This is a genomic window from Neorhizobium sp. LjRoot104, from assembly GCF_964253725.1.
GTDB lineage: Bacteria > Pseudomonadota > Alphaproteobacteria > Rhizobiales > Rhizobiaceae > Neorhizobium.
On record NZ_CAXURS020000001.1, the window covers coordinates 1,001,854 to 1,020,912 of the forward strand.

Genomic DNA, 19,059 nt, shown 5'->3' on the forward strand with positions numbered 1-19,059 from the left:
CAGCAATGAAAAAAGCCGGCACAACGCCGGCTTTTTTTGTGAAAAATAACGCGTACCCCTTGTTTTTCAGGCGATTGCGGAGCTTTTGGGTTGCCACGGGCGGGCTCCTGACTATTGTCTGCCCCGGTTACATGAGTCGTTCCAAAACCGTTTGAAAGGGGTGGAAACATGAATAAGAATGAGTTGGTATCCGCAGTGGCCGAGAAGGCCGGCCTCTCCAAGGCTGATGCCGCATCCGCTGTAGACGCCGTTTTTGAGACCGTACAGGCTGAACTGAAGAAGGGCGGCGATATCCGCCTTGCCGGTTTCGGCAGCTTCTCCGTTTCCCGTCGCGAAGCGTCCAAGGGTCGTAATCCCTCGACCGGCGCCGAAGTCGACATCCCGGCACGTAACGTGCCGAAGTTCTCGGCCGGCAAGGGCCTGAAGGACGCAGTCAACAGCTAACGCGCTGCCTTCTTGGCATCCTGTTACAGTCTCGCTTTTGAAAAGGCCCGGGTTTCCCGGGCCTTTTTTACGAGCCGCTAATCTCCGTCCACCACGGGCCTGGATGCGAAAACTGTCATCCGCCTGTCACGACTGTGGCTCACAAGCCACCTGTGTTTCATGGACAGGAGGGCTTCCCATGACGTTTTCACTTCGTGCCGCGTTGACCGCAGCACTTCTTGCCTCGGTCGCCGTCCCGGCGAGCGCGGAACAGGTTTTCAACCGCATCGCATCCTTCCCGGTCGCCGGCAACATGCCTGCCGGCAAGGACAAGCTGAGCACCAGCTCGGCCGAAATCGTCACCGCCAGCGAAGACGGCATGACGCTCATCTATTCCGACAGCCCTCTCGGCGCGATCGGTTTCATCGACATCACCGATCCGAAGGCCCCGAAGGCGCTCGGCGCCGTCACCTTCAAGGGTGAGCCGACCTCGGTTGCGGCAGTCGGCAAGAAGGTTCTCGCCGCCGTCAACACCGGCGAAAGCAAGCAGAAGCCGACCGGCATGCTTGCCGTCGTCGATATCGCGACGAAGAAGGTCGACCTGACCTGCGATCTCGGCGGCCAGCCGGACTCGATCGCCGTCTCGAAGGACAAGACCTTCGCCGCGATCGCCATCGAGAACGAGCGCGACGAGGACGTCAACGATGGCGCCCTCCCGCAGATGCCGGCCGGCGACCTGGTGATCGTCTCCCTGAAGGACGGCTCGGCCGACTGCGCCTCGATCAAGCACGTCACGCTGACCGGTCTTGCCGGGATCGCGCCGGAAGATCCGGAGCCTGAATTCGTCGCCATCAACGACAAGGGCGAAATCGCCCTGACGCTGCAGGAAAACAACGAGATCGTCATCATCGACGGCAAGACCGGCCAGGTCACCGGCCACTTCTCCGCCGGTAAGGCCGATCTCGAAGGCATCGACAACAAGACCGACGGCCAGCTGTCCTTCACCGGCAAGGCTTCGGGCGCGCTGCGCGAGCCTGACGCCGTCAAGTGGCTCGACAACAACCGCCTCGTCGTCGCCAATGAAGGCGACTGGAAGGGCGGTTCGCGCGGCTTCACCATCTTCGACCGCACCGGCAAGGTTCTCTACGAATCAGGCGCCTCGCTGGAGCGCGCGGTTGCCCGCCTCGGCCATTTCCCGGAAAAGCGCGCGCGCTCGAAGGGTATCGAAGTCGAAGGCATGGAAGTCGCGACCTTCAACGGCCAGCAATACATCTTCCTGCTCGCCGAGCGCGCTTCGGTCGCCGCCGTCTACAAGGATAGCGGCGCCGAGCCGCAGCTCATGCAGATCCTGCCCTCGGGCATTTCGCCGGAAGGCGCCGTCGCCATTCCAGGCCGCAATCTCTTCGCCACCGCCAATGAAGTCGATCTCGGCAAGGACGGCGGCGCCCGTTCGCATGTCATGATCTACGCGTTGGAAGAAGGCGTGGCCAATTATCCGAAGCTCGTTTCCAAGGACGTCGATGGCAACGTGCTCGGCTGGGGCGCGCTCTCCGGTCTGGTCGGCGATGCCCAGAAGGACGGCATTCTCTATGCCGTCAGCGACTCGGTTTACAACATGCAGCCGTCGATCTTCACCATCGACACCTCCAGGACGCCGGCCGAGATCACCGGTGTCCTGCGCATCACCCGCGATGGCCAACCGGCCCAGAAGCTCGACATCGAGGGCATCACGCTCGATGGCAAGGGCGGTTTCTGGCTGGCGTCGGAAGGTGACTCGGCCAAGCTGACCGGTCACGGCCTCTACAATGTCAATGCCAAGGGCGAGATCAAGGCCGAGATCGGCCTGCCCGCGGACCTGCTGGCCGGCGAGACCCGCTTCGGTTTCGAAGGCGTGACGACGGTTGGGTCAGGTGACGACATGGTTCTGTGGATGGCGATGCAGCGCGAGTGGAAGGACGACCCGAAGGGCACCGTCAAGCTCGTCTCCTACAAGCCGAAGTCCAAGGAATGGGGCGCCGTGCGTTACCCGCTCGAAAAGACCGAAAGCGGCTGGGTCGGCCTTTCCGAAATCACCGCCCGCGGCGAGTATGTCTACATCGTCGAGCGCGACAACCTGATCGGCGACGCCGCCAGGCTGAAGAAGCTCTACAGGGCGGCGATCGCCGACCTGAAGCCGGCCAAGATCGGCAGCGAACTGCCGGTGGTCAAGAAGCAGGAAGCCTACGATTTCATCCCGGATCTGAAGGCATCGAACGGCTATATCGTCGACAAGCTCGAAGGCTTCACCTTCGACAAGTCCGGCAAGGCCTTCGCCGTCACCGACAACGACGGCGTCGATGATAGCTCTGGCGAGACCCTGTTCTTCCCGGTTGACCTGAAGGGCACCAACTGAGCCCTTTCCAGGGTGTGTGGAAAGGCCGGGATATTTGCCCGGCCTTTCTGCGTTTCCGGCTGGCTCTGTTCCAGGCGCCACACTTTTGATGCTCGGAACTGCCCCTCATCCGGCTGCCGCCACCGTCTCCCCGTTCTGACGGGGAGAAGGGACTTGGGGCACGGCCGGCGCTCCATCCTCCTTCTCCCCGCGGGCGGGGAGAAGGTCCCGGCAGGGGGATGAGGGGCACACCGCCGATCTATAAATCCTACCAGCGCTGATGCACATGCGGAGCAACCAGCCGCGCGTAGATTTCCTTCGTTGCAGTCATCACGTCGGCCGAAAGTGCGGCAAGGTCGGCCGCCGCCGCATTGCCCTTGGCCTGTGCCTCGTTGCGGGCGCCGGGGATGACGACGGTGACCGCCTCGTTCATGAGGATCCATTTCAGCGCAAACGCCGCCATCGAAGCTCCCGCCGGGACCAGCTTGCGGACTTCCTCGACCGCCTGAAGGCCCACTTCGAACGGCACGCCGGCAAAAGTCTCGCCGACATCGAAGGCATCGCCATGCCGGTTGAAGTTGCGGTGGTCGTCCTTGGCGAATGCGGTCTCGCGAGAAATCCTGCCCGACAACAGCCCGCTTGCGAGCGGCACGCGGACGATGACCGCGACGTTCTTCTGCTTGGCCTGTCCGAAGAACAGGTCCGCCGGGCGTTGGCGAAAGATGTTGTAGATGATCTGGATACTGGTGACGTCGGGATATTCGATCGCCTTCAAGGCCTCCTCGACCTTCTCGACGCTCACCCCATAATTCCTGATCTTGCCCGCGCGGCGCAGATCGTCGAGCGCGCCAAAAACTTCCGGGCGGTAGAGGACTTCGGTCGGCGGGCAGTGCAACTGCACGAGGTCGAGGCTGTCGATACCGAGGTTCTTGAGGCTGCGGTCGATGAACCCTTCGAGATTGGCCTTGGTATAACCGTCCGCGACATGCGGGCTCAGGCGCCGGCCTGCCTTCGTCGCGACCATCGGCCGATCGCCGCCGCGCGATTTCAGGACGCCGGCAATGATCTTTTCCGAGCGCCCGTCACCGTACACATCGGCGGTGTCGATGAAGGTAACGCCGGCATCGAGCGCCGCTTCTAGCGCTTTGCTTCCCTCCGCTTCGCTGACGTCGCCCCAGGAGCCGCCGATCTGCCAGGCGCCGAAGCCGATCTCGCTGACGGTGAAGGATGTGCGTCCGAACGCGTGGTTTCTCATGATGTCCTCCGAACAAGATTGGGCTATCCACAGGCTGCGGAACCCCGAGCTTTCTTCGTGCCCGGCATTTGCCTAAAACACCTGATCAGCTCCGGCAACCGAAACAAGCGATTCGATGACCTCCTTCCAGTTCATGCACGCCGCCGACCTCCATCTCGGCAGTCCCTTCCAGGGACTGGCGCTGAAGGATGCCGCACTCGCCGAACTGTTCATCGAGGCGAGCCGCCGCGCCTTTTCCGTGCTGGTCGATCAGGCGGTCGAGCGGAAGGTGGATTTCTTCATCGTCGCCGGCGACGTTTATGACGGTGACTGGAAGGACAACAAGATCGGCCTGTTCTTCAACCGCGAGGTGGCGCGGCTGGAGCGCGCCGGCATCCCGGTCTTCCTGCTGAAAGGCAACCACGACGCCGAAAGCGTCATCACCAAGACGATCACGCTGCCGAAAAATGTCAGCGAATTCCCGGTCAACAAGCCGGGCAGCTTTAGGCTCGATCATCTGAAGGTGGCGCTGCACGGCCAGGGGTTCGCAGAGCGCTCGGCGGTCGAAAACCTGGCGCTCGCCTATCCGAAGCCGGAAACGGGCTGGTTCAACATCGGCGTGCTGCACACGTCGCTCACCGGTCGTGAGCCGCACGCGCCCTATGCGCCGTGCTCGATCGAAGACCTGCGCTCGCGCGGCTACGACTATTGGGCGCTCGGCCATGTGCACGATTTCGAGATCGTCGCCGAAGACCCGCTGGTGGTCTTCCCGGGTAATCTCCAGGGCCGGTCGATCCGCGAGCAGGGCCCGAAGGGCGCGGTTTTGGTGACCGTCGAGGACGGTCGTATCACTCATGAGCGGATCATCACCGACAGCGCCCGCTTTGCCGAACTCGTCGTCATGGTCGAGCCGGACGACAACATCCCGGCGATCCTGCGCCGCATCGAAAATGCGTTGGAAGATGTCGTGGAGCGGATGGAAGGCCGGCCCCTGGCGCTGCGCATCCGTCTGACCGGCAGGAGCCGCTTCCGCAACGAGCTGACCGCCCGCGCCGAGGACTTTCGAGACGAGGTGCAGGCCGCCTGCCATCGATCTCATCAGGATATCTGGCTCGAAAAGCTGGAAGTACGGCTGGAACCGGTAACGAACGGGACGAGCGTCGCCACCGGCATGCTCGGCCTCGAAGGGCTCATCCCCCTGGATGGCTTCTCCCCGGAATTGCTCGCCGATGCCAACGCCAAGATCGCCGAGATCACCGCCCGCCTGCCGGGCGGCATCGGCGCCGGCGATCTGGCGCTCGGCGACGATGCCGAAGCGCTGCTGGCGGAGGCCCGCGATCTCCTGCTCTCGCGTGCGGCGAGGGCTGGCTGATCCATGCGTTTCAACCGCCTCGACATTCTGCGCTATGGCGCGCTCACCGACCGCGTGCTGACCTTCCGCCCGGATGCCAGGCTGCACGTGATCTACGGACCCAACGAGGCCGGCAAGTCCTCCGCGCTGTCGGCGATCTCCGATCTGCTGTTCGGGTTCCCGACCGCCGCCGAATACAGTTTCCTGCACGACCCGACCGCACTTCGCGTTGGTGCCGCGATCACCGCACGCGACGGCCAGACGCTCGAATTCCGCCGCCGCCGCGGCCGCAAGAACACGCTGCTGGCTGCCAACGAGGCGGAAGAGGCCTTGGCCGAGGACACCCTGGCGCCATTCCTCGGCACCTTGTCCCGCGACGTGTTCGAACGCGCCTTCGGGCTCGATTCCGCCTCTCTGAGGGCTGGCGGCGAAACGATGCTGAAGAGCGGCGGAGAGATCGGCAGCCTGCTGTTTTCCGCTGCCTCCGGCCTGACGGGGCTTTCGGACCTTCGCAAGTCGTTCGACGCGGAGGCCGACGGCATTTATGCGCCCCGTCGTTCCAAGGACCGGCTGTTTTATCAGGTGCTCGACAGTCACGACGAGGCGCGCAAGGCCGAACGCGACAACGAACTGAAAGCCGGCGACTGGAAGAAGCTGCTCGCCGAACAAGCCGAGATAGACGCTGGCCTTGCCGCGGTGCAGGCAGAGCGGCAGGAAACCAAGCGCGCCCTCGATCGCTTGCGGAAACTGCTCCGGCTGGAACCGGTGCTGCGGGAGATCGACCGCGAGCGGGAAATGCTGACGCAATATGAGGCGCTGGCTGCGCTGCCGGTCGGTTTCGAGGAGCGGCTGGCAGGGGCTCTGGAGGCGGAGCGCAGGAACGCCGAAGCGCTCAGGGCGGCGGAGGCCGAGGTATCGCGTCTCCGCGACGAGATCGGCGCCGTGCATGTCGATGACGCACTGATCGCAGCTGCGCCCAGGATCCTGGCCGCCCACGCGGACAAGGGCGCCTATCTGAAGGCGCGGGAAGATATCGCCCGGGTGCGCGGCGAGGTGGACGATTTCGACCAGCGCATCGCCCAGGCGGCGCGCCGGCTCGGCTTTGCCAGGTTCGAAGAGCTTCAGCGTGCCCAGCCGGCCGACGCCGATCTCGTGCGCCTCCGCAGGCTCGTCGAGGAGGGCAGTGAGCTCGACCGCGGCCTGAAGCAGCTTCGCCAGCAGATCGAGGACGTGCAGGATGTTTTGCGGCGGCTCGGAGACCACGGTCCGGATGGCCGGTTGATCGACCCGAAACCCTGGGCGGAACAGCTTGCCGCGCTGCGCCCCGATATCAACGAGCTCTCCGGCGTCGAAACCCTGCAGGTGCGCGTCGCCCGTGCGGAAAGTGAACTCGCTGCCGCTGCCGCGCGCCTCGACCCGCCGGTCAAGGATATCGACCGTCTTCTCTCGGCGCCGCTGCCGGACATCGCGACGCTCACGCACCATCGCCGGCTGATCGACGCAGCCAAAGCCGAGAGCGGCCAAGCGGCCCAGAAGCTTACGGGCATCCGCGACGAGGCCAAGGCGATCACCAGCCAGCTTGCGGCGCTGGAAGGGCAGGGGCGGATCGTCTCCCGCGAGGATATCGCAGCGGCAAGAGCCGGCCGCGACGAGAAGATCGATGCGCTCGGAGCAAAGCCGTCGGCCGAGAAACTCGGCGAACTGAAGATCGCCGTGGAGGATGCGGACCGGTTGGCCGATACGGCGCTCGCCGATGCCGAACGTGTCTCGCGCCATGCCCAGCTCACCTTGCGGCAGCGGGAACTGCAACAGGCGCTCGGCGCTGCCGAGATTGCCGCGAAGGAAAGCGGCATTGCAGCCGCCGACGCGGTCACCGAATTCGAGGACCTTTTCCACGCAGCCCCGGTTGCGCCGTCCGCGCCGGAGCGGATGATCGAATGGCGACGTGCCGTCGATGGACTTTCGCTGCTGTCGGGTGCATTGAACGAGGCGCGCGACGGGCTGGAGGCGCTTCGCCTCCGGGAGGAAAAGCTCAAGCCGGCATTGCTGGCGCTGGCCGATGCGATTGGTCTCGCCGCCTCCGCACTTCCGCCGCTGGCGCTTGCCCGCGGGCTGGAACGCCGGATCGGGGAACTGACCGAGCGCTGGACCGAGAGCCGGTCGCTGGAAGGCAAACGCCATTCCGCCGAGGAGGCGCTGGAAAAGCTGGAGGAGCGTGAAACCGGTTTGCGCCGGGATATCGAACGCTGGCGCTCCGCATTCTCCAATGCCGCAGTCCTGGCTGGCCTTTCGGAAGACGCGACGGCCGACATGGCTCTCGCGGCGCTGGATGTCTGGCGCACCGTTCCCGATCTTCTCTCCGAACGGGAAAACCGGGACCGCCGCGTCAAGGGCATGGCGCGGGACATGGAGGATTTCGAAGCGGAGGTGAAGGCGCTCGCCGCCGCGGTGGCGCCGGGTCTGGTCTCGCTGCCCGCCGATGCCGCGGCAGGCATGCTGAATGACCGCGCGACGGATGCAAAGACCGCCGCAAACCAGCAGGCCACACTCGCGACAGCGCTGGAGCGCGCCGAACTCGCCGTGGCCCGCCACGCGGCCGACGCGGAAAGACTTGTGACGGACCTGCGGGGGCTCGCCTCCGCCGCATCCAAGGATATCGGGGAGGCCGATGGCCTTCTGCGTGACCTTCGAGACCGTAGCCGGCTGGAAGCGAGCCTCGCGCAATGCCGCAGCCGCTTTGCCGAACAGGCGGACGGTGCGACCGAGGACGAGGCACGCGCTGCGCTTGTCGGGTTCGACAGGATCCCCGCCGGCCTGGAAATCGAGCGGCTCGATGCGGAGGATGCCCGCCAGGTCGAGCGGATGAAGATGCTCGGCATTGCCCAGGCCGACAGCGAGCGGCGAAGGCGAGACCTGGAAACCGGCATCGGCGCCGAGCGCGCCGTCTTCCAGAAGCTTGGCGCCGAGGCGGAAGCCAGGGAACTGGCGCGGCGCTGGGTGGTGCTGAAGCTCGCCGCCGGTCTGTTGGCGAGCTCTATGGAAGCCTATCGCGAACGCCAGGCCGATCCGGTCATGCAGCGGGCAGGGCAGGTGTTTGCCGATCTCACCGGCGGCCGCTTCTCGCGCCTCGTCCAGGTTTACGACGAGCGCGACGAGCTGCAGCTCGCGGTCGAACGGAAAACCGGCGAGCAGGTGAGGCTTGACGGCTTGAGCGAAGGCACCGGCGATCAGCTCTATCTGGCGCTGCGGCTCGCCTTCCTGGAGGACTATTGCAGCCGCAACGAGCCGGCGCCGCTGATCCTCGACGACATTTTCCAGACCTTCGACGACGAGCGGACCACCGCCGGCATCCGGACGCTGGCGGCGGCCGGCGAAAAATTCCAGACGGTCCTCTTTACCCACCAGATGAGCCTGGTCGAGACCGCGCGCCGGGAACTGGGGGACGAGCTCGATCTCGTCCAGCTGGAGCGGGGCTAAGAAGCGGACTGCGGCTGGGACAGGCTGCGCAGCGCCAGGCAGGCGACCGGCATGCGATAGATCGGCGTCGTCCACCTGTCCGGCGGGGGTGACGGGCGTTCGCCGCAACCGGCCGTCTGGCGGCGCGGCAGGATCAGCAGATTGTAGCGCCGCGCGTCGGTGATCTCCGGGCTGAACGTCATCCGGTAGTTTTCGACGATCGAACTGAACTCGGTGCGTCCCGCCAGTTTCTCGATCAGGTAGCTGCGCGTCTCCGGCGTCATCGGCAGGCCGAAACGCTCGGTGGCCCCGATCGCTTTGCTGAGCACCGCAAGCTCCGTCGCCGGATCCGTCAGACTGACCTTGATGCGAAAGCCGCTGACGATGTCGGGCTCCGTGCCGCGGGCCTGGATGAACAGCGCAGCCGGTTCCGGCGCATTCCCGAATTCCTCGAAGAACAGGCATTCCCACTCGTCGCCCGAACGGGTGAAGGTGGGTGCGGTGCCGCTGTCGTCCCGCAATAGCTCGCAGCGGTCTTCGGCAGAAAGTGCCTCGGTCTTCTCGAACACGGCAATCCGCTCGAGCCCGGCCTTGAGAAGCCAGGACGGATAATGTTTCGCCGGCGGTAGCGATTTGTGCCTGCCGACCCGCAGGGGTGGCGCCGGTGGGGCGGGAAGAAGGTATTGCTCCAGCGCGAATTGCCGGACCAGCCGCTTGTAGTTCCGGCCGTTGTTGACGACGAGCACGGTCGTCGCGAGGGCGGCCAGCACGACCGCAAGGAAAAAGCCGAAAACCAGAACCGCCGGACGCTGCCTGCGGCGGCGATCGGCTGGTGTCTGTCTATCTGCCTTGTCCTCTTCCGGCATGGCTCCGTTTCCGATCGAGGACGGCCCGCGTCCGGCCCCCTCCACAACATAGCCTGGACCAGCCTTATACCGCTCAGTCACTATGCGATGAGCGGAAGCTTATGCCGATCGCGGGGCACTGCAAGCCTCTGGCGTGCCAGCGGTGTCGGCTTTGGCTCGCCGGATATTCTCCGCCTTTTAAAGGAACGAGAAGCGGCCGCGGTCGATCTTGAGGACCGTGAGCCTGCCGGAGTAATAGGCGCCCGTATCGATGCCGATCCGGCCGGGTCCGAAATCCGGTTCCGGCTGCGGCGTATGTCCGTGGATGACGAGAAGCGGCAGCTGCGGTCCGGTCGCAAGAAAGGCATCGCGGATCCAAAGCATGTCTTCCTCGGTCTGCTGTTTGAGCGGTATTCCCGGCTTCAGGCCCGCATGGACGAAGACGAGCTTGCCGATCGTCAGGCTGGCCGGAAGATTGGCGAGGAATTTCCTGTGCGGCACCGGCACGGTTTCCATCAGCAGGTCGCCGAACCTGGCGTCGCGCTTCCTGCCGCGCGCGCCGAACTGGTATGGGTCCATGCCATAGGACAGCAGCGTCTGTTCGCCGCCCATTCCCAACCATTCGGAATAACGTTCCGGGTCGTCCACGAACCTCAGGAAAATATCGTCATGGTTGCCGCAGAGCGCTATCCGCCTCAGGCCGTGCTCGCTCGGCCTGATCAGGTGCTCGATGACGTGGCTCGAAGCCGGTCCCCGATCGACATAGTCGCCGAGCAGGATGACCATGCCGGGACGTCGGTTCTCTTCGATGTCGTGAGCGATGCGCGCCTCGGCATCCCGAAGCAGGTCGATGCAGCCATGTACATCGCCGACCGCATAGATCGGATAGGGGGGCGGGCTATGGCCGAGATCGATCCGGCGGCGGCTAGGCCGGGTCGGCCTGGCCGGCCGGCGTCTCCAAACCCAGTCCGTCAACTTTCGCATGCTTACCGCCATCCGCCTGATATGTATGATCCCGCCGCCAATGAGAAGTGGATGCCCGAACGAGTGTTAACAACGTCCGAAGCGCCGGACTTCTGGACACGGAAATTGGCGATGTCACCGCCATCTGCGGGACAATTCCGCAGGCGGCCAGGTCCATCGGCAGCGCCGGCGGCGAAGGATCCGTATTCTGTGGATAGCAAATGATTAACCAGCCATGTTGTTGATTTGCCACAGCTTGGAGATTTTTGATTCGCCCCCGGCTTTCCCCTTAGAATCACGGGGTCCGCTCATCGGCTAAACCGATACCATACTTTGGGTTGTATGGCGGGGCGTATGCGTAGTTCTTTGGGTGCTGTTTTAACACTTGCTACTATTGCGTTTTCGTCCGGCTGCACGGCACTGCCGAGGTCCGGTCCGGATCCCCACGCCGTTGAAGCCAATGCAACCGTAAAGGCCTTTTCCGCCGCCGGCAACAGGGCCGGCATCGACTATGCGCTCGTCGACATCAACAAGGCCGTCCTGGCCGGTCTGCCGAAGTCCGAAAGCCCGAGCTTGAGCACGGGTTTCAACGGTGGAAGCAACATGCCGCCGCCGGTCATGCTCGGTGTTGGCGACGTCGTTCAGGTCTCCGTCTTCGAGGCGCAGAGCGGCGGCCTGTTCATTCCCGCCGATGCCGGCGCCCGCCCGGGCAATTACATCACGCTTCCGAACCAGACGATCGGTCGTGACGGCACATTGAGCGTCCCATACGCGAACAAGGTCAAGGCCGCCGGTCGTCCGGTCGATGCCGTGCAGCTCGATATCGCCGACCGGTTGGCCAACCGCGCCATCGAGCCCCAGGTGGTCATCTCGACGGTGATCAGCCGTTCGATGGGGGCGTCCGTGCTTGGCGACGTCAAGCAGGCGAAGAAGATCGAACTCAGCCCGGCCGGCGAACGCATCATCGATGTCATTTCCGAGGCCGGCGGCTTGAGCGTCCCCAAGGAGGAGGCGACGGTGACGCTCCAGCGTCGGGGCCGTAGCGTCACCGTTGCCTACAGGACGCTGAGCGAGCGCCCGCAGGAGAATATTTATGTGCAGCCGGGCGACACGATCTTCGTCGATCGCAACCGCCGGACCTTCCTGGCCTTCGGGCTGACGGGCGAAAGTGGACGCTTCGATTTCGACGGTCCCAATCTGTCGCTCGGGGAAGCCTTGGCGAAGGCCGGCGGGTTGCTCGACGACAAGGCCGAGCCGCAATCGGTCCTGCTTTACCGGATTGCCGACCGCGATTTCCTGCGCAATATCGGCCTCGACGTCAGCCGGTTCGGAGCCGGAGACGTGCCGGTGATCTTCCGCGCCAATTTGCGGGATCCCGCCGCATTCTTCGCCGTCCAGCAATTTCCGATGCAGGACAAGGATGTGATCTATGTATCGACGGCCGATGCCGTCGAGCTTGTGAAATTCCTTGCCATCCTCAATTCGGTCACCGCCTCCACCCGGGATATCGCGAGTAGTCATGATGCCTGGCGCGACTGACATTCAGGCCGCGTGCGGCCGCCCCGGGTCGGTTCGGAGCCTGGCGCACCTCGGCGGGGTAATACGATGAACCAGCGGCCCGTTTTTCCCGCTCGCCACCAGCAGGAGCCCCGCGACGAGGAAGCTCCGGAACTGGACTTGGATGGCCTGATCGCCATCGTCCGGCGGCAGTGGCGGGTCGTCGGCCTCTGCGTCGCGGTGTCGGTGGCGCTTGGCATCGGATACCTCCTCACTGCCGTGCCCCGATATACCGCCAGGACCAGCGTGCTGATCGACCGCGGCAACCGGCAGGTCGTCGAGCAATTGTCGACGATCGGCGGGGTCATGGATGACGAGGCGTCGGTTCTCAGCCAGGTCGAGCTGTTGCGCTCGGAGACGATAGGCCTGTCGGCGGTCGACAGGCTGAAGCTGCAGGACGATCCACAATTCATGGCCGGCCGCCGCAACCTTATGCTCGCGGCGGCTTCCGATTTGCGGTCGATGCTCCATATCGGGCAATGGCTGCGAGGGGATAGCCGGTCACGTGCCGATCAGATCGAGGCAAATCGCCGTCGGGCGCTCGCCATGCTCCTCGACAATATGAGGGTCTCGCGCGTCGGACGTTCCTATGTCCTGGAAATTTCTTTCACGGCGACATCGCCCGGGCTTGCCGCAGCCGTCGCCGGCGCGATCGCGGATGCCTATCTGACCGACAAGCTGGATGCGAAATACGATGCCACCCGGCGGGCGGGCAACTGGCTGGAGGAGCGCATCGGGGAACTGCGGCAGCGCTCGCTGGAATCCGATCTGGCGGTCCAGAGATTTCGCGCCGAAAACGGCCTCGTCGTTGCCAATGACAAGCTGGTCTCCGACCAGCAGCTCAGCGAAATGAACAGCGCCCTGACGGCAGCGCGCGCCGATACGACCCGAGCTCAGGCACGCTCCGACCGCATCGAGGCGATCATCGCGAGCGGCGAGAGGGACGCGATCGTCACCGACGCGCTGGACAGTTCCGTGATCGGTTCGTTGCGAGAAAAATACCTGGAGTCGTCGAAGCGGGAGGCCGAGATATCCAGGCGGCTGGGGCCGGACCATGTTCAGGCGGCCCGCCTTCGCCAGGATATGGCTGAATATGAGCGGCTGATGTTCGACGAACTCAGGCGGATCGCCAGGAGCTATCAAAGCGAACTCGAAGTCGCCCGGTCGCGCGAGCGCCAGATTACGCAGGGGGTGCGCAACGCCACCGACATCAGCGCCACCGCAGGGGAAACGCAGGTGCAGTTGCGGGAGCTGGAGCGGGCCGCCGAAACCTACCGGAACCTCTACCAGACGTTTCTGCAGCGCTATCAGGAGGCGTTGCAGCAGCAGTCTTTTCCCGTCACGGAGGCGAGGATCATTTCCCGTGCCATGCCGCCGACGGCTGCCAGCGAGCCGCGGCCGTCGCTGGTCCTGGCGCTCTGCCTCGCGCTTGGCTGCGGCGCGGGCGCAGTTCTCGGAGCATTCCGCGAGTTCAGGGACCGGTTCTTCCGCGGCGGCCAGCAGGTGAGGGACGTTCTGGGTTTGGAATATCTCGGGTCAGTGCCGCTCGTGGAGCCGCCCCCGGACACGAGGCCGTCCGCCGAGCCGGTGAAGGGAGAGGTCTGGAGGAAAAACGGGGTGTCGTCCTTTGCGCTGGAGCATCCGTCTTCCGCCTTTGCCGAAACGTTGCGCAGCGCCCGGATCGCGGCGGACGTCCATATCGACAGGGCCCACAAGGTCATCGGCATCGTCTCGATGCTGCCGGGCGAGGGTAAATCGACGATCGCCATGAATTTCGCCCGCACGCTGGCCGGGAGTGCCAGGGCGCTGCTGATCGATGCGGATCTTCGCAATCCGGGTGCCACCAGAACGCTGGGTCCGCATGCGCAAGAGGGGTTGCTCGACGTTCTGCTGGAAGGCCGTGCGCCTGCCTCCGCGATGTTGACCGATCCCGATACCGGCCTGAGATTTCTCCCGGCGGTCGTAAAGCGACGGATACCTCATTCATCGGAGCTGCTGGCATCGGCTGCGATGGGCAGGCTGCTGGCACAGGTGACAGGTGAATTTGACTATATCGTTCTCGACCTGCCGCCGCTTGGCCCCGTCGTCGATGCGAGGGCTATCGCCCCACGCGTCGATGGCTTCATCATGGTCGTCGAATGGGGCGTGACATCCCGAAAGGCCGTCAAGGATATGCTGAGTGCCGAACCGCAGGTCGCCGGCCGTTGCCTCGGCGTAATCCTCAACAAGGTCGATGCCGCCAGGATGAAGCTTTATGAGGGATATGGTTCCTCGGATTATTATGCATCGCGCTACTCGCACTATTATCATGACGGCGCATCCTGATCCGGTGCCGGTTTCCGTCGATGCCGCAAACAGAATGAAAACGAGGATTGAGGAGCCCAGCAACAGCCGACGATCTTTTCTGAAGCGTTTGATCGCAATGTTTGGCATAAGCCCGGGATGCTACGAATCACTGTATGTCTCGGATTCGCCGCATTCCGGGGGACATCACAATGGTGTTCCCAGTGCTTGCGACTGGCACATTGCACGTAGACGTGCACGTTTCACTTAAAGACTGACGGGTTTCGTTAGGGGGATATGATGACTGGAAATGTGAAGAGCAACGGTAAGGTAGCATTGATCACCGGGGTGACGGGCCAGGACGGCGCTTACCTTGCGGAACTGCTGCTGTCCAAGGGCTACACCGTCCACGGCATCAAACGGCGCTCCTCCTCGTTCAACACCAACCGCATCGAGCATCTCTACGAGGATCCGCATGTGGCGGACCCGCGCTTCATCCTGCATTTCGGCGACATGACGGATTCGACCAACCTCATCCGCGTCGTGCAGGAAGCCCAGCCGGACGAAATCTACAATCTCGCCGCCCAGAGCCACGTGCAGGTCTCGTTCGAGACGCCGGAATATACCGCCAATGCCGACGGCACCGGCACGTTGCGTCTGCTGGAGGCGATCCGTCTCCTCGGCCTCTCCAAGAAGACCCGTTTCTACCAGGCCTCGACCTCGGAACTCTATGGGAAGGTACAGGAAGTGCCGCAGAGCGAGACGACGCCCTTCTATCCGCGTTCGCCCTATGCGGTCGCCAAGCTCTACGCCTACTGGATCGTCGTGAACTACCGCGAGGCCTATGGCCTGCATGCCTCGAACGGCATCCTGTTCAACCACGAGAGCCCGATCCGCGGCGAAACCTTCGTCACCCGTAAGATCACCCGCGCCGCCGCCGCCATCCATCTCGGTCTCCAGGAACGCCTCTTTCTCGGCAACCTCGACGCCAAGCGCGACTGGGGTCATGCCCGCGAATACGTGCGCGGCATGTGGCTGATGACGCAGCAGGACGAGCCGGACGACTATGTGCTCGCGACCGGCGAGACCCATACGGTGCGCTCCTTCGTCGAAAAGTCCTTTGCCAAGGTCGGCATGCCGATCGAGTGGCGGGGCGAGGGCGTCGATGAGAAGGGCTACGACACGACATCGGGCGAATGCGTCGTGGCGATCGACCCGCGCTATTTCCGCCCGACGGAAGTCGACCTCCTGATCGGCGACCCCACCAAGGCGCACCGGAAGCTCGGCTGGAAGCATGAGACCAACCTCGACCAGCTGATCGCCGAAATGGTCCGCGAGGACCTGAAGGTGATGGCGCGCAACGTGCCGACCGCTGGCGGCAACAAGGGTCTCTCCCATGCCTGAGACGATCTACAGCCTTGCGGGGAAGAAGGTCTATGTCGCGGGACATCGCGGCATGGTCGGCTCGGCGATCGTCCGCCGTCTGGCCGCGGAAGGCTGCGAGATCCTGACGGCGACGCGCGGCGATGCCGATCTCACGCGCCAGGCGGACGTCGAGGCATGGATGGAGAAGAACCGCCCGGACGCAGTGTTCCTGGCGGCCGCCAAGGTCGGCGGCATCCTTGCCAACGACACCTATCCGGCCGATTTCCTATACGACAACCTCATCCTCGAGGCGAATATCATCGAGGCCGCCCACAAGGTCGGCGTCGAAAAGCTGATGTTCCTCGGCTCTTCCTGCATCTATCCCAAATTCGCCGACCAGCCGATCGTCGAGGAATCGCTTTTGACCGGCTCGCTGGAGCCGACCAACGAATGGTATGCGATCGCCAAGATCGCCGGCATCAAGCTCTGCCAGGCCTATCGCAAGCAGCACGGCAGCGATTTCATTTCTGCCATGCCGACCAATCTTTACGGCCCCGGCGACAATTTCGACCTGAAGTCCAGCCATGTGATGCCGGCGCTGATCCGCAAGGCGCATGAGGCGAAGACCGGCCGCCTTCCGGACATCACCGTATGGGGCACCGGCACGCCGCGCCGCGAATTCCTGCATGTCGATGACTGCGCCGACGCCTGCGTCCACCTGATGAAGACCTATTCGGCCGAGACCCATGTCAATGTCGGGTCCGGCGAGGACGTTACCATCCTGGAGCTCGCCGAACTGGTGTCCAAGGTCGTCGGTTTCCAGGGGGATATCTCTCATGATCTCACCAAGCCGGACGGCACGCCGCGCAAGCTGATGAGCGCGGCCAAGCTCAGGGCGCTCGGCTGGTCGCCGAGGATCGGGCTGGAGCAAGGCATAACGGATGCCTACCAAGCCTTCCTCAAGGGCGAGTACCTTGAGCGCAAACGCGGAGACGCTGCCTGATGACAGCCGCCGCCCAGCCCCTCAGCGACGAATGCGAACAAACGTTCGACGCTGCACCGGGGCTGGCCACGGCAGCCGCCACGTCGCCACGAAAAAGCGTGGTCGTTTATGCGATGAACTATGCGCCGGAAACGGCGGGCGTCGGCAAATATACCGGTGAAATCGCCGAATATCTCGCCGCCGAGGGCATGGACGTCACGGTGGTGACGACGCCGCCTCATTATCCCGGCTGGGCGGTCCAGCCCGGATATCGGAACCGCTATTCCTCGAAGATCGAGGGCCGTGTCCGGGTATTGCGGGCGCCGTTGATGCTCAGGCGGAAGATGGGCGGCATCTGGAGGCTGCTGGCGCCGCTCTCCTTCGCGCTGAGCTCGGCGCCTTTGGTCTTCTGGCAGATCCTGCGCCGCCGCCCGGTCACCGTCTTCTGCGTCGAGCCGACGCTGTTTGCCGCTCCCGTCGCGCAACTCGCCGCCAAATGCGTCGGCGCGCGGACCGTGCTGCATGTTCACGACCTCGAGGTGGATGCCGCGTTCGCGGTCGGGCATTTGAGCTCCAGGGCCTGGCTGAAGACGGTCGGCCACGTTTTCGAGCGCGGCGTGCTTGCCAGGTTCGACCGGCTGGTCACCATTTCCAACCGCATGGCGGAAAGCCTCGCCCGGAAAGGCGTTCCGAACGCAAAACTGTCCGTCGTCCGCAACTGGGTGGATCTTGCGCATATCCACCCCATGGAAGACGTCAGCCCTTATCGCTCGGAACTTGGCTTCGGCCGCGACGATTTCGTCGTCCTCTATTCGGGCAGTATCGGCGCCAAGCAGGGCCTGAACGTGCTGCTCGATGCGGCCGAGCGTCTCAAGGACGAGCGGCGCATTCATTTCGTGATCTCCGGCGAGGGGCCGCAGAAGCCGGAACTCGAAGCCCGTTACGGCCATCTCGACAATCTCCGTTTCCTGGCCTTTCAGCCCTATTCCCGACTGAATGCGTTCCTCAACATGCCGGATCTGCACGTGCTGCCGCAGGACAGGAGCGCCGCCGACCTGACACTGCCGTCGAAACTCGGCGGCATGCTTGCTTCCGGACGGCCTGTCCTTGTCACCGCCGACGCGGGAACGGAACTTGCGCGGTTCGTCGAGGATGCCGTCTATCTGACGCCGCCGAACGATCCGGAAAAACTGGCGGCCTGTATTGTCCGCGCGATGTCCGAACGGGACGAATGGCAGCCGCATTCCCAGTATGCTCTCGTGCAGAGCCTGTCGAAACGGCCGGCCATCATCGCTATCAGGCAGCTCATCGACAGCGGTGAGTCATGAGGGTCGCCGGTCACGTCCTCGCCTACAATGTCGATCGTTTTCTGCCGCACGTCGTCGAGAACTGTGGCCGTTTCGTCGACAAGATCTTCATCGTCCGGCCCGAGCGTCCCTGGGCCTATGCCCCCGGTTCTCGCGCCACGAGGACAAATCCGACGACCAGGGACACGGTGGATGAAGTGATCGCCTTCGCCCGCTCAAAAGGCGTGAGTTGCGAGATCGAGGTGATCTGCAGCGACTTCGAGACCGAGGAGGACACCCGCAACGACTGCCTCGACCGGGCGATTGCCGAAGGTTTCGATTGGCTGGTCATCCAGGACGCCGACGAGTTCTATCCGGACAGCGGCTGGGAAACGCTGCTCAAATTCATGGCGACGGACCGCAGGCATGACCGGATACTGACCCCATGGCATAATTTCTGGAAAACGCCCGAGCTGGTGCTGACCAGCGGCGACGGCTCGATCAGGGATGTCAACGCGGGGTTCGCGATCCGCTGCAAAAGCGGCGTTCGCTTCGATACGGCCCGAAAGACCACCCCGGCTGCGACAATTCTTATCGATGCGCCATGTTACCACTACGGCTACGTCATGAGCGACGCCGAGATGTGGGAAAAGATCACCAGCTGGGGCCACGCGCATCAGGTGAATGCGCAAAAATGGTTCCGGCTGAAATGGCTGGGATGGACGCCCGCCCATTCCTACCTTCATCCCGTCACACCGCTGTTCTGGCCAAAGGCGATCCGCTTTCCCGGCAGGCAGCCCGCCTTTGCCTCTTCTTTCATGAACCCGAGCCAGGAAACCGCACCGCTCGGTTTTGTCGATTTCCTGGAAAACATGCTTGCCGACCGTGCAACGGACGTCCGCATCGTCGCGCGGAAATTATTGAGAAGGTCAACCGTGTAGCC

Annotated in this window: 13 protein-coding genes; 10 read left to right on the forward strand and 3 right to left on the reverse strand. The window is 63.7% G+C overall.

The annotated features are described in order from the left end of the window. Nucleotides 1-168 precede the first annotated feature (168 nt). Both hupB and ACSQ8R_RS05130 read left to right on the forward strand, forming a co-directional pair. Complete coding sequence (hupB, locus tag ACSQ8R_RS05125; RefSeq protein ID WP_007753405.1) at nucleotides 169-444, forward strand: DNA-binding protein HupB; 276 nt, start codon at nucleotides 169-171, stop codon at nucleotides 442-444. 178 nt (nucleotides 445-622) lie between these two features. Continuing rightward, nucleotides 623-2,815 (forward strand): esterase-like activity of phytase family protein, encoded by a 2,193-nt coding sequence (locus ACSQ8R_RS05130; RefSeq protein ID WP_436252389.1) that lies wholly within the window; start codon nucleotides 623-625, stop codon nucleotides 2,813-2,815. A gap of 247 nt (nucleotides 2,816-3,062) precedes the next feature. On the opposite strand, the gene ACSQ8R_RS05135 is transcribed toward ACSQ8R_RS05130, so the two are convergent. Then, entirely contained in the window at nucleotides 3,063-4,049 is a 987-nt protein-coding gene (locus ACSQ8R_RS05135; RefSeq protein WP_436252390.1) for an aldo/keto reductase, read from the reverse strand. Nucleotides 4,050-4,164: 115 nt separating this feature from the next. Here ACSQ8R_RS05135 and ACSQ8R_RS05140 point away from each other — a divergent pair, with 115 nt between their 5' ends. Together ACSQ8R_RS05140 and ACSQ8R_RS05145 are read left to right on the forward strand one after the other, a co-directional pair. Next, a complete protein-coding gene (locus ACSQ8R_RS05140) occupies nucleotides 4,165-5,400 on the forward strand; it encodes a metallophosphoesterase family protein (RefSeq protein WP_436252391.1) in 1,236 nt (411 codons plus the stop codon). A 3-nt stretch (nucleotides 5,401-5,403) separates the two neighbouring features. Beyond that, nucleotides 5,404-8,856, forward strand: coding sequence for an AAA family ATPase (locus tag ACSQ8R_RS05145; RefSeq protein WP_436252392.1), 3,453 nt, complete (start codon nucleotides 5,404-5,406; stop codon nucleotides 8,854-8,856). Here the strand turns inward: ACSQ8R_RS05145 and ACSQ8R_RS05150 are convergent. Further along, complete coding sequence (locus ACSQ8R_RS05150; protein ID WP_436252393.1) at nucleotides 8,853-9,701, reverse strand: DUF6030 family protein; 849 nt, start codon at nucleotides 9,699-9,701, stop codon at nucleotides 8,853-8,855. The two genes, ACSQ8R_RS05145 and ACSQ8R_RS05150, sit on opposite strands and share 4 nt — an antisense overlap. 177 nt (nucleotides 9,702-9,878) lie before the next feature. Continuing rightward, entirely contained in the window at nucleotides 9,879-10,664 is a 786-nt protein-coding gene (locus ACSQ8R_RS05155) for a metallophosphoesterase family protein (RefSeq protein ID WP_436252394.1), read from the reverse strand. A 333-nt stretch (nucleotides 10,665-10,997) separates the two neighbouring features. Between ACSQ8R_RS05155 and ACSQ8R_RS05160 the strand changes: the two genes are divergently transcribed. From ACSQ8R_RS05160 to ACSQ8R_RS05185, 6 genes are all read left to right on the forward strand, one after another. Further along, nucleotides 10,998-12,182 carry a polysaccharide biosynthesis/export family protein gene (locus ACSQ8R_RS05160; RefSeq protein ID WP_436252395.1) on the forward strand — a complete coding sequence of 395 codons (1,185 nt, stop codon included), beginning with the start codon at nucleotides 10,998-11,000 and terminating at the stop codon, nucleotides 12,180-12,182. A gap of 66 nt (nucleotides 12,183-12,248) precedes the next feature. Continuing rightward, nucleotides 12,249-14,525, forward strand: a complete 2,277-nt coding sequence (locus ACSQ8R_RS05165) for a Wzz/FepE/Etk N-terminal domain-containing protein (protein WP_436252396.1) — start codon at nucleotides 12,249-12,251, stop codon at nucleotides 14,523-14,525. Nucleotides 14,526-14,780: 255 nt separating this feature from the next. Beyond that, entirely contained in the window at nucleotides 14,781-15,887 is a 1,107-nt protein-coding gene (gmd, locus tag ACSQ8R_RS05170) for a GDP-mannose 4,6-dehydratase (RefSeq protein WP_436252397.1), read from the forward strand. Next, nucleotides 15,880-16,851, forward strand: a complete 972-nt coding sequence (fcl, locus tag ACSQ8R_RS05175) for a GDP-L-fucose synthase (RefSeq protein ID WP_436252398.1) — start codon at nucleotides 15,880-15,882, stop codon at nucleotides 16,849-16,851. Before gmd ends, fcl begins: the two co-directional genes overlap by 8 nt. Beyond that, nucleotides 16,851-18,158 (forward strand): WcaI family glycosyltransferase, encoded by a 1,308-nt coding sequence (locus tag ACSQ8R_RS05180; protein ID WP_436252399.1) that lies wholly within the window; start codon nucleotides 16,851-16,853, stop codon nucleotides 18,156-18,158. The genes fcl and ACSQ8R_RS05180 overlap by 1 nt, the downstream gene beginning before the upstream one ends. After that, nucleotides 18,155-19,057: a hypothetical protein gene (locus tag ACSQ8R_RS05185; RefSeq protein WP_436252400.1), complete on the forward strand. Its 903-nt coding sequence runs from the start codon at nucleotides 18,155-18,157 to the stop codon at nucleotides 19,055-19,057. The genes ACSQ8R_RS05180 and ACSQ8R_RS05185 overlap by 4 nt, the downstream gene beginning before the upstream one ends. Nucleotides 19,058-19,059 lie beyond the last annotated feature (2 nt).

What these genes read in the sequence shown, in the direction of transcription:
- hupB (WP_007753405.1), top strand. Translation starts at nt 169, where the DNA reads ATGAATAAGAATGAGTTGGTATCCGCAGTGGCCGAGAAGGCCGGCCTC.
- ACSQ8R_RS05130 (WP_436252389.1), top strand. Translation starts at nt 623, where the DNA reads ATGACGTTTTCACTTCGTGCCGCGTTGACCGCAGCACTTCTTGCCTCG.
- ACSQ8R_RS05135 (WP_436252390.1), bottom strand. Translation starts at nt 4,049, where the DNA reads ATGAGAAACCACGCGTTCGGACGCACATCCTTCACCGTCAGCGAGATC.
- ACSQ8R_RS05140 (WP_436252391.1), top strand. Translation starts at nt 4,165, where the DNA reads ATGACCTCCTTCCAGTTCATGCACGCCGCCGACCTCCATCTCGGCAGT.
- ACSQ8R_RS05145 (WP_436252392.1), top strand. Translation starts at nt 5,404, where the DNA reads ATGCGTTTCAACCGCCTCGACATTCTGCGCTATGGCGCGCTCACCGAC.
- ACSQ8R_RS05150 (WP_436252393.1), bottom strand. Translation starts at nt 9,701, where the DNA reads ATGCCGGAAGAGGACAAGGCAGATAGACAGACACCAGCCGATCGCCGC.
- ACSQ8R_RS05155 (WP_436252394.1), bottom strand. Translation starts at nt 10,664, where the DNA reads ATGCGAAAGTTGACGGACTGGGTTTGGAGACGCCGGCCGGCCAGGCCG.
- ACSQ8R_RS05160 (WP_436252395.1), top strand. Translation starts at nt 10,998, where the DNA reads ATGCGTAGTTCTTTGGGTGCTGTTTTAACACTTGCTACTATTGCGTTT.
- ACSQ8R_RS05165 (WP_436252396.1), top strand. Translation starts at nt 12,249, where the DNA reads ATGAACCAGCGGCCCGTTTTTCCCGCTCGCCACCAGCAGGAGCCCCGC.
- gmd (WP_436252397.1), top strand. Translation starts at nt 14,781, where the DNA reads ATGATGACTGGAAATGTGAAGAGCAACGGTAAGGTAGCATTGATCACC.
- fcl (WP_436252398.1), top strand. Translation starts at nt 15,880, where the DNA reads ATGCCTGAGACGATCTACAGCCTTGCGGGGAAGAAGGTCTATGTCGCG.
- ACSQ8R_RS05180 (WP_436252399.1), top strand. Translation starts at nt 16,851, where the DNA reads ATGACAGCCGCCGCCCAGCCCCTCAGCGACGAATGCGAACAAACGTTC.
- ACSQ8R_RS05185 (WP_436252400.1), top strand. Translation starts at nt 18,155, where the DNA reads ATGAGGGTCGCCGGTCACGTCCTCGCCTACAATGTCGATCGTTTTCTG.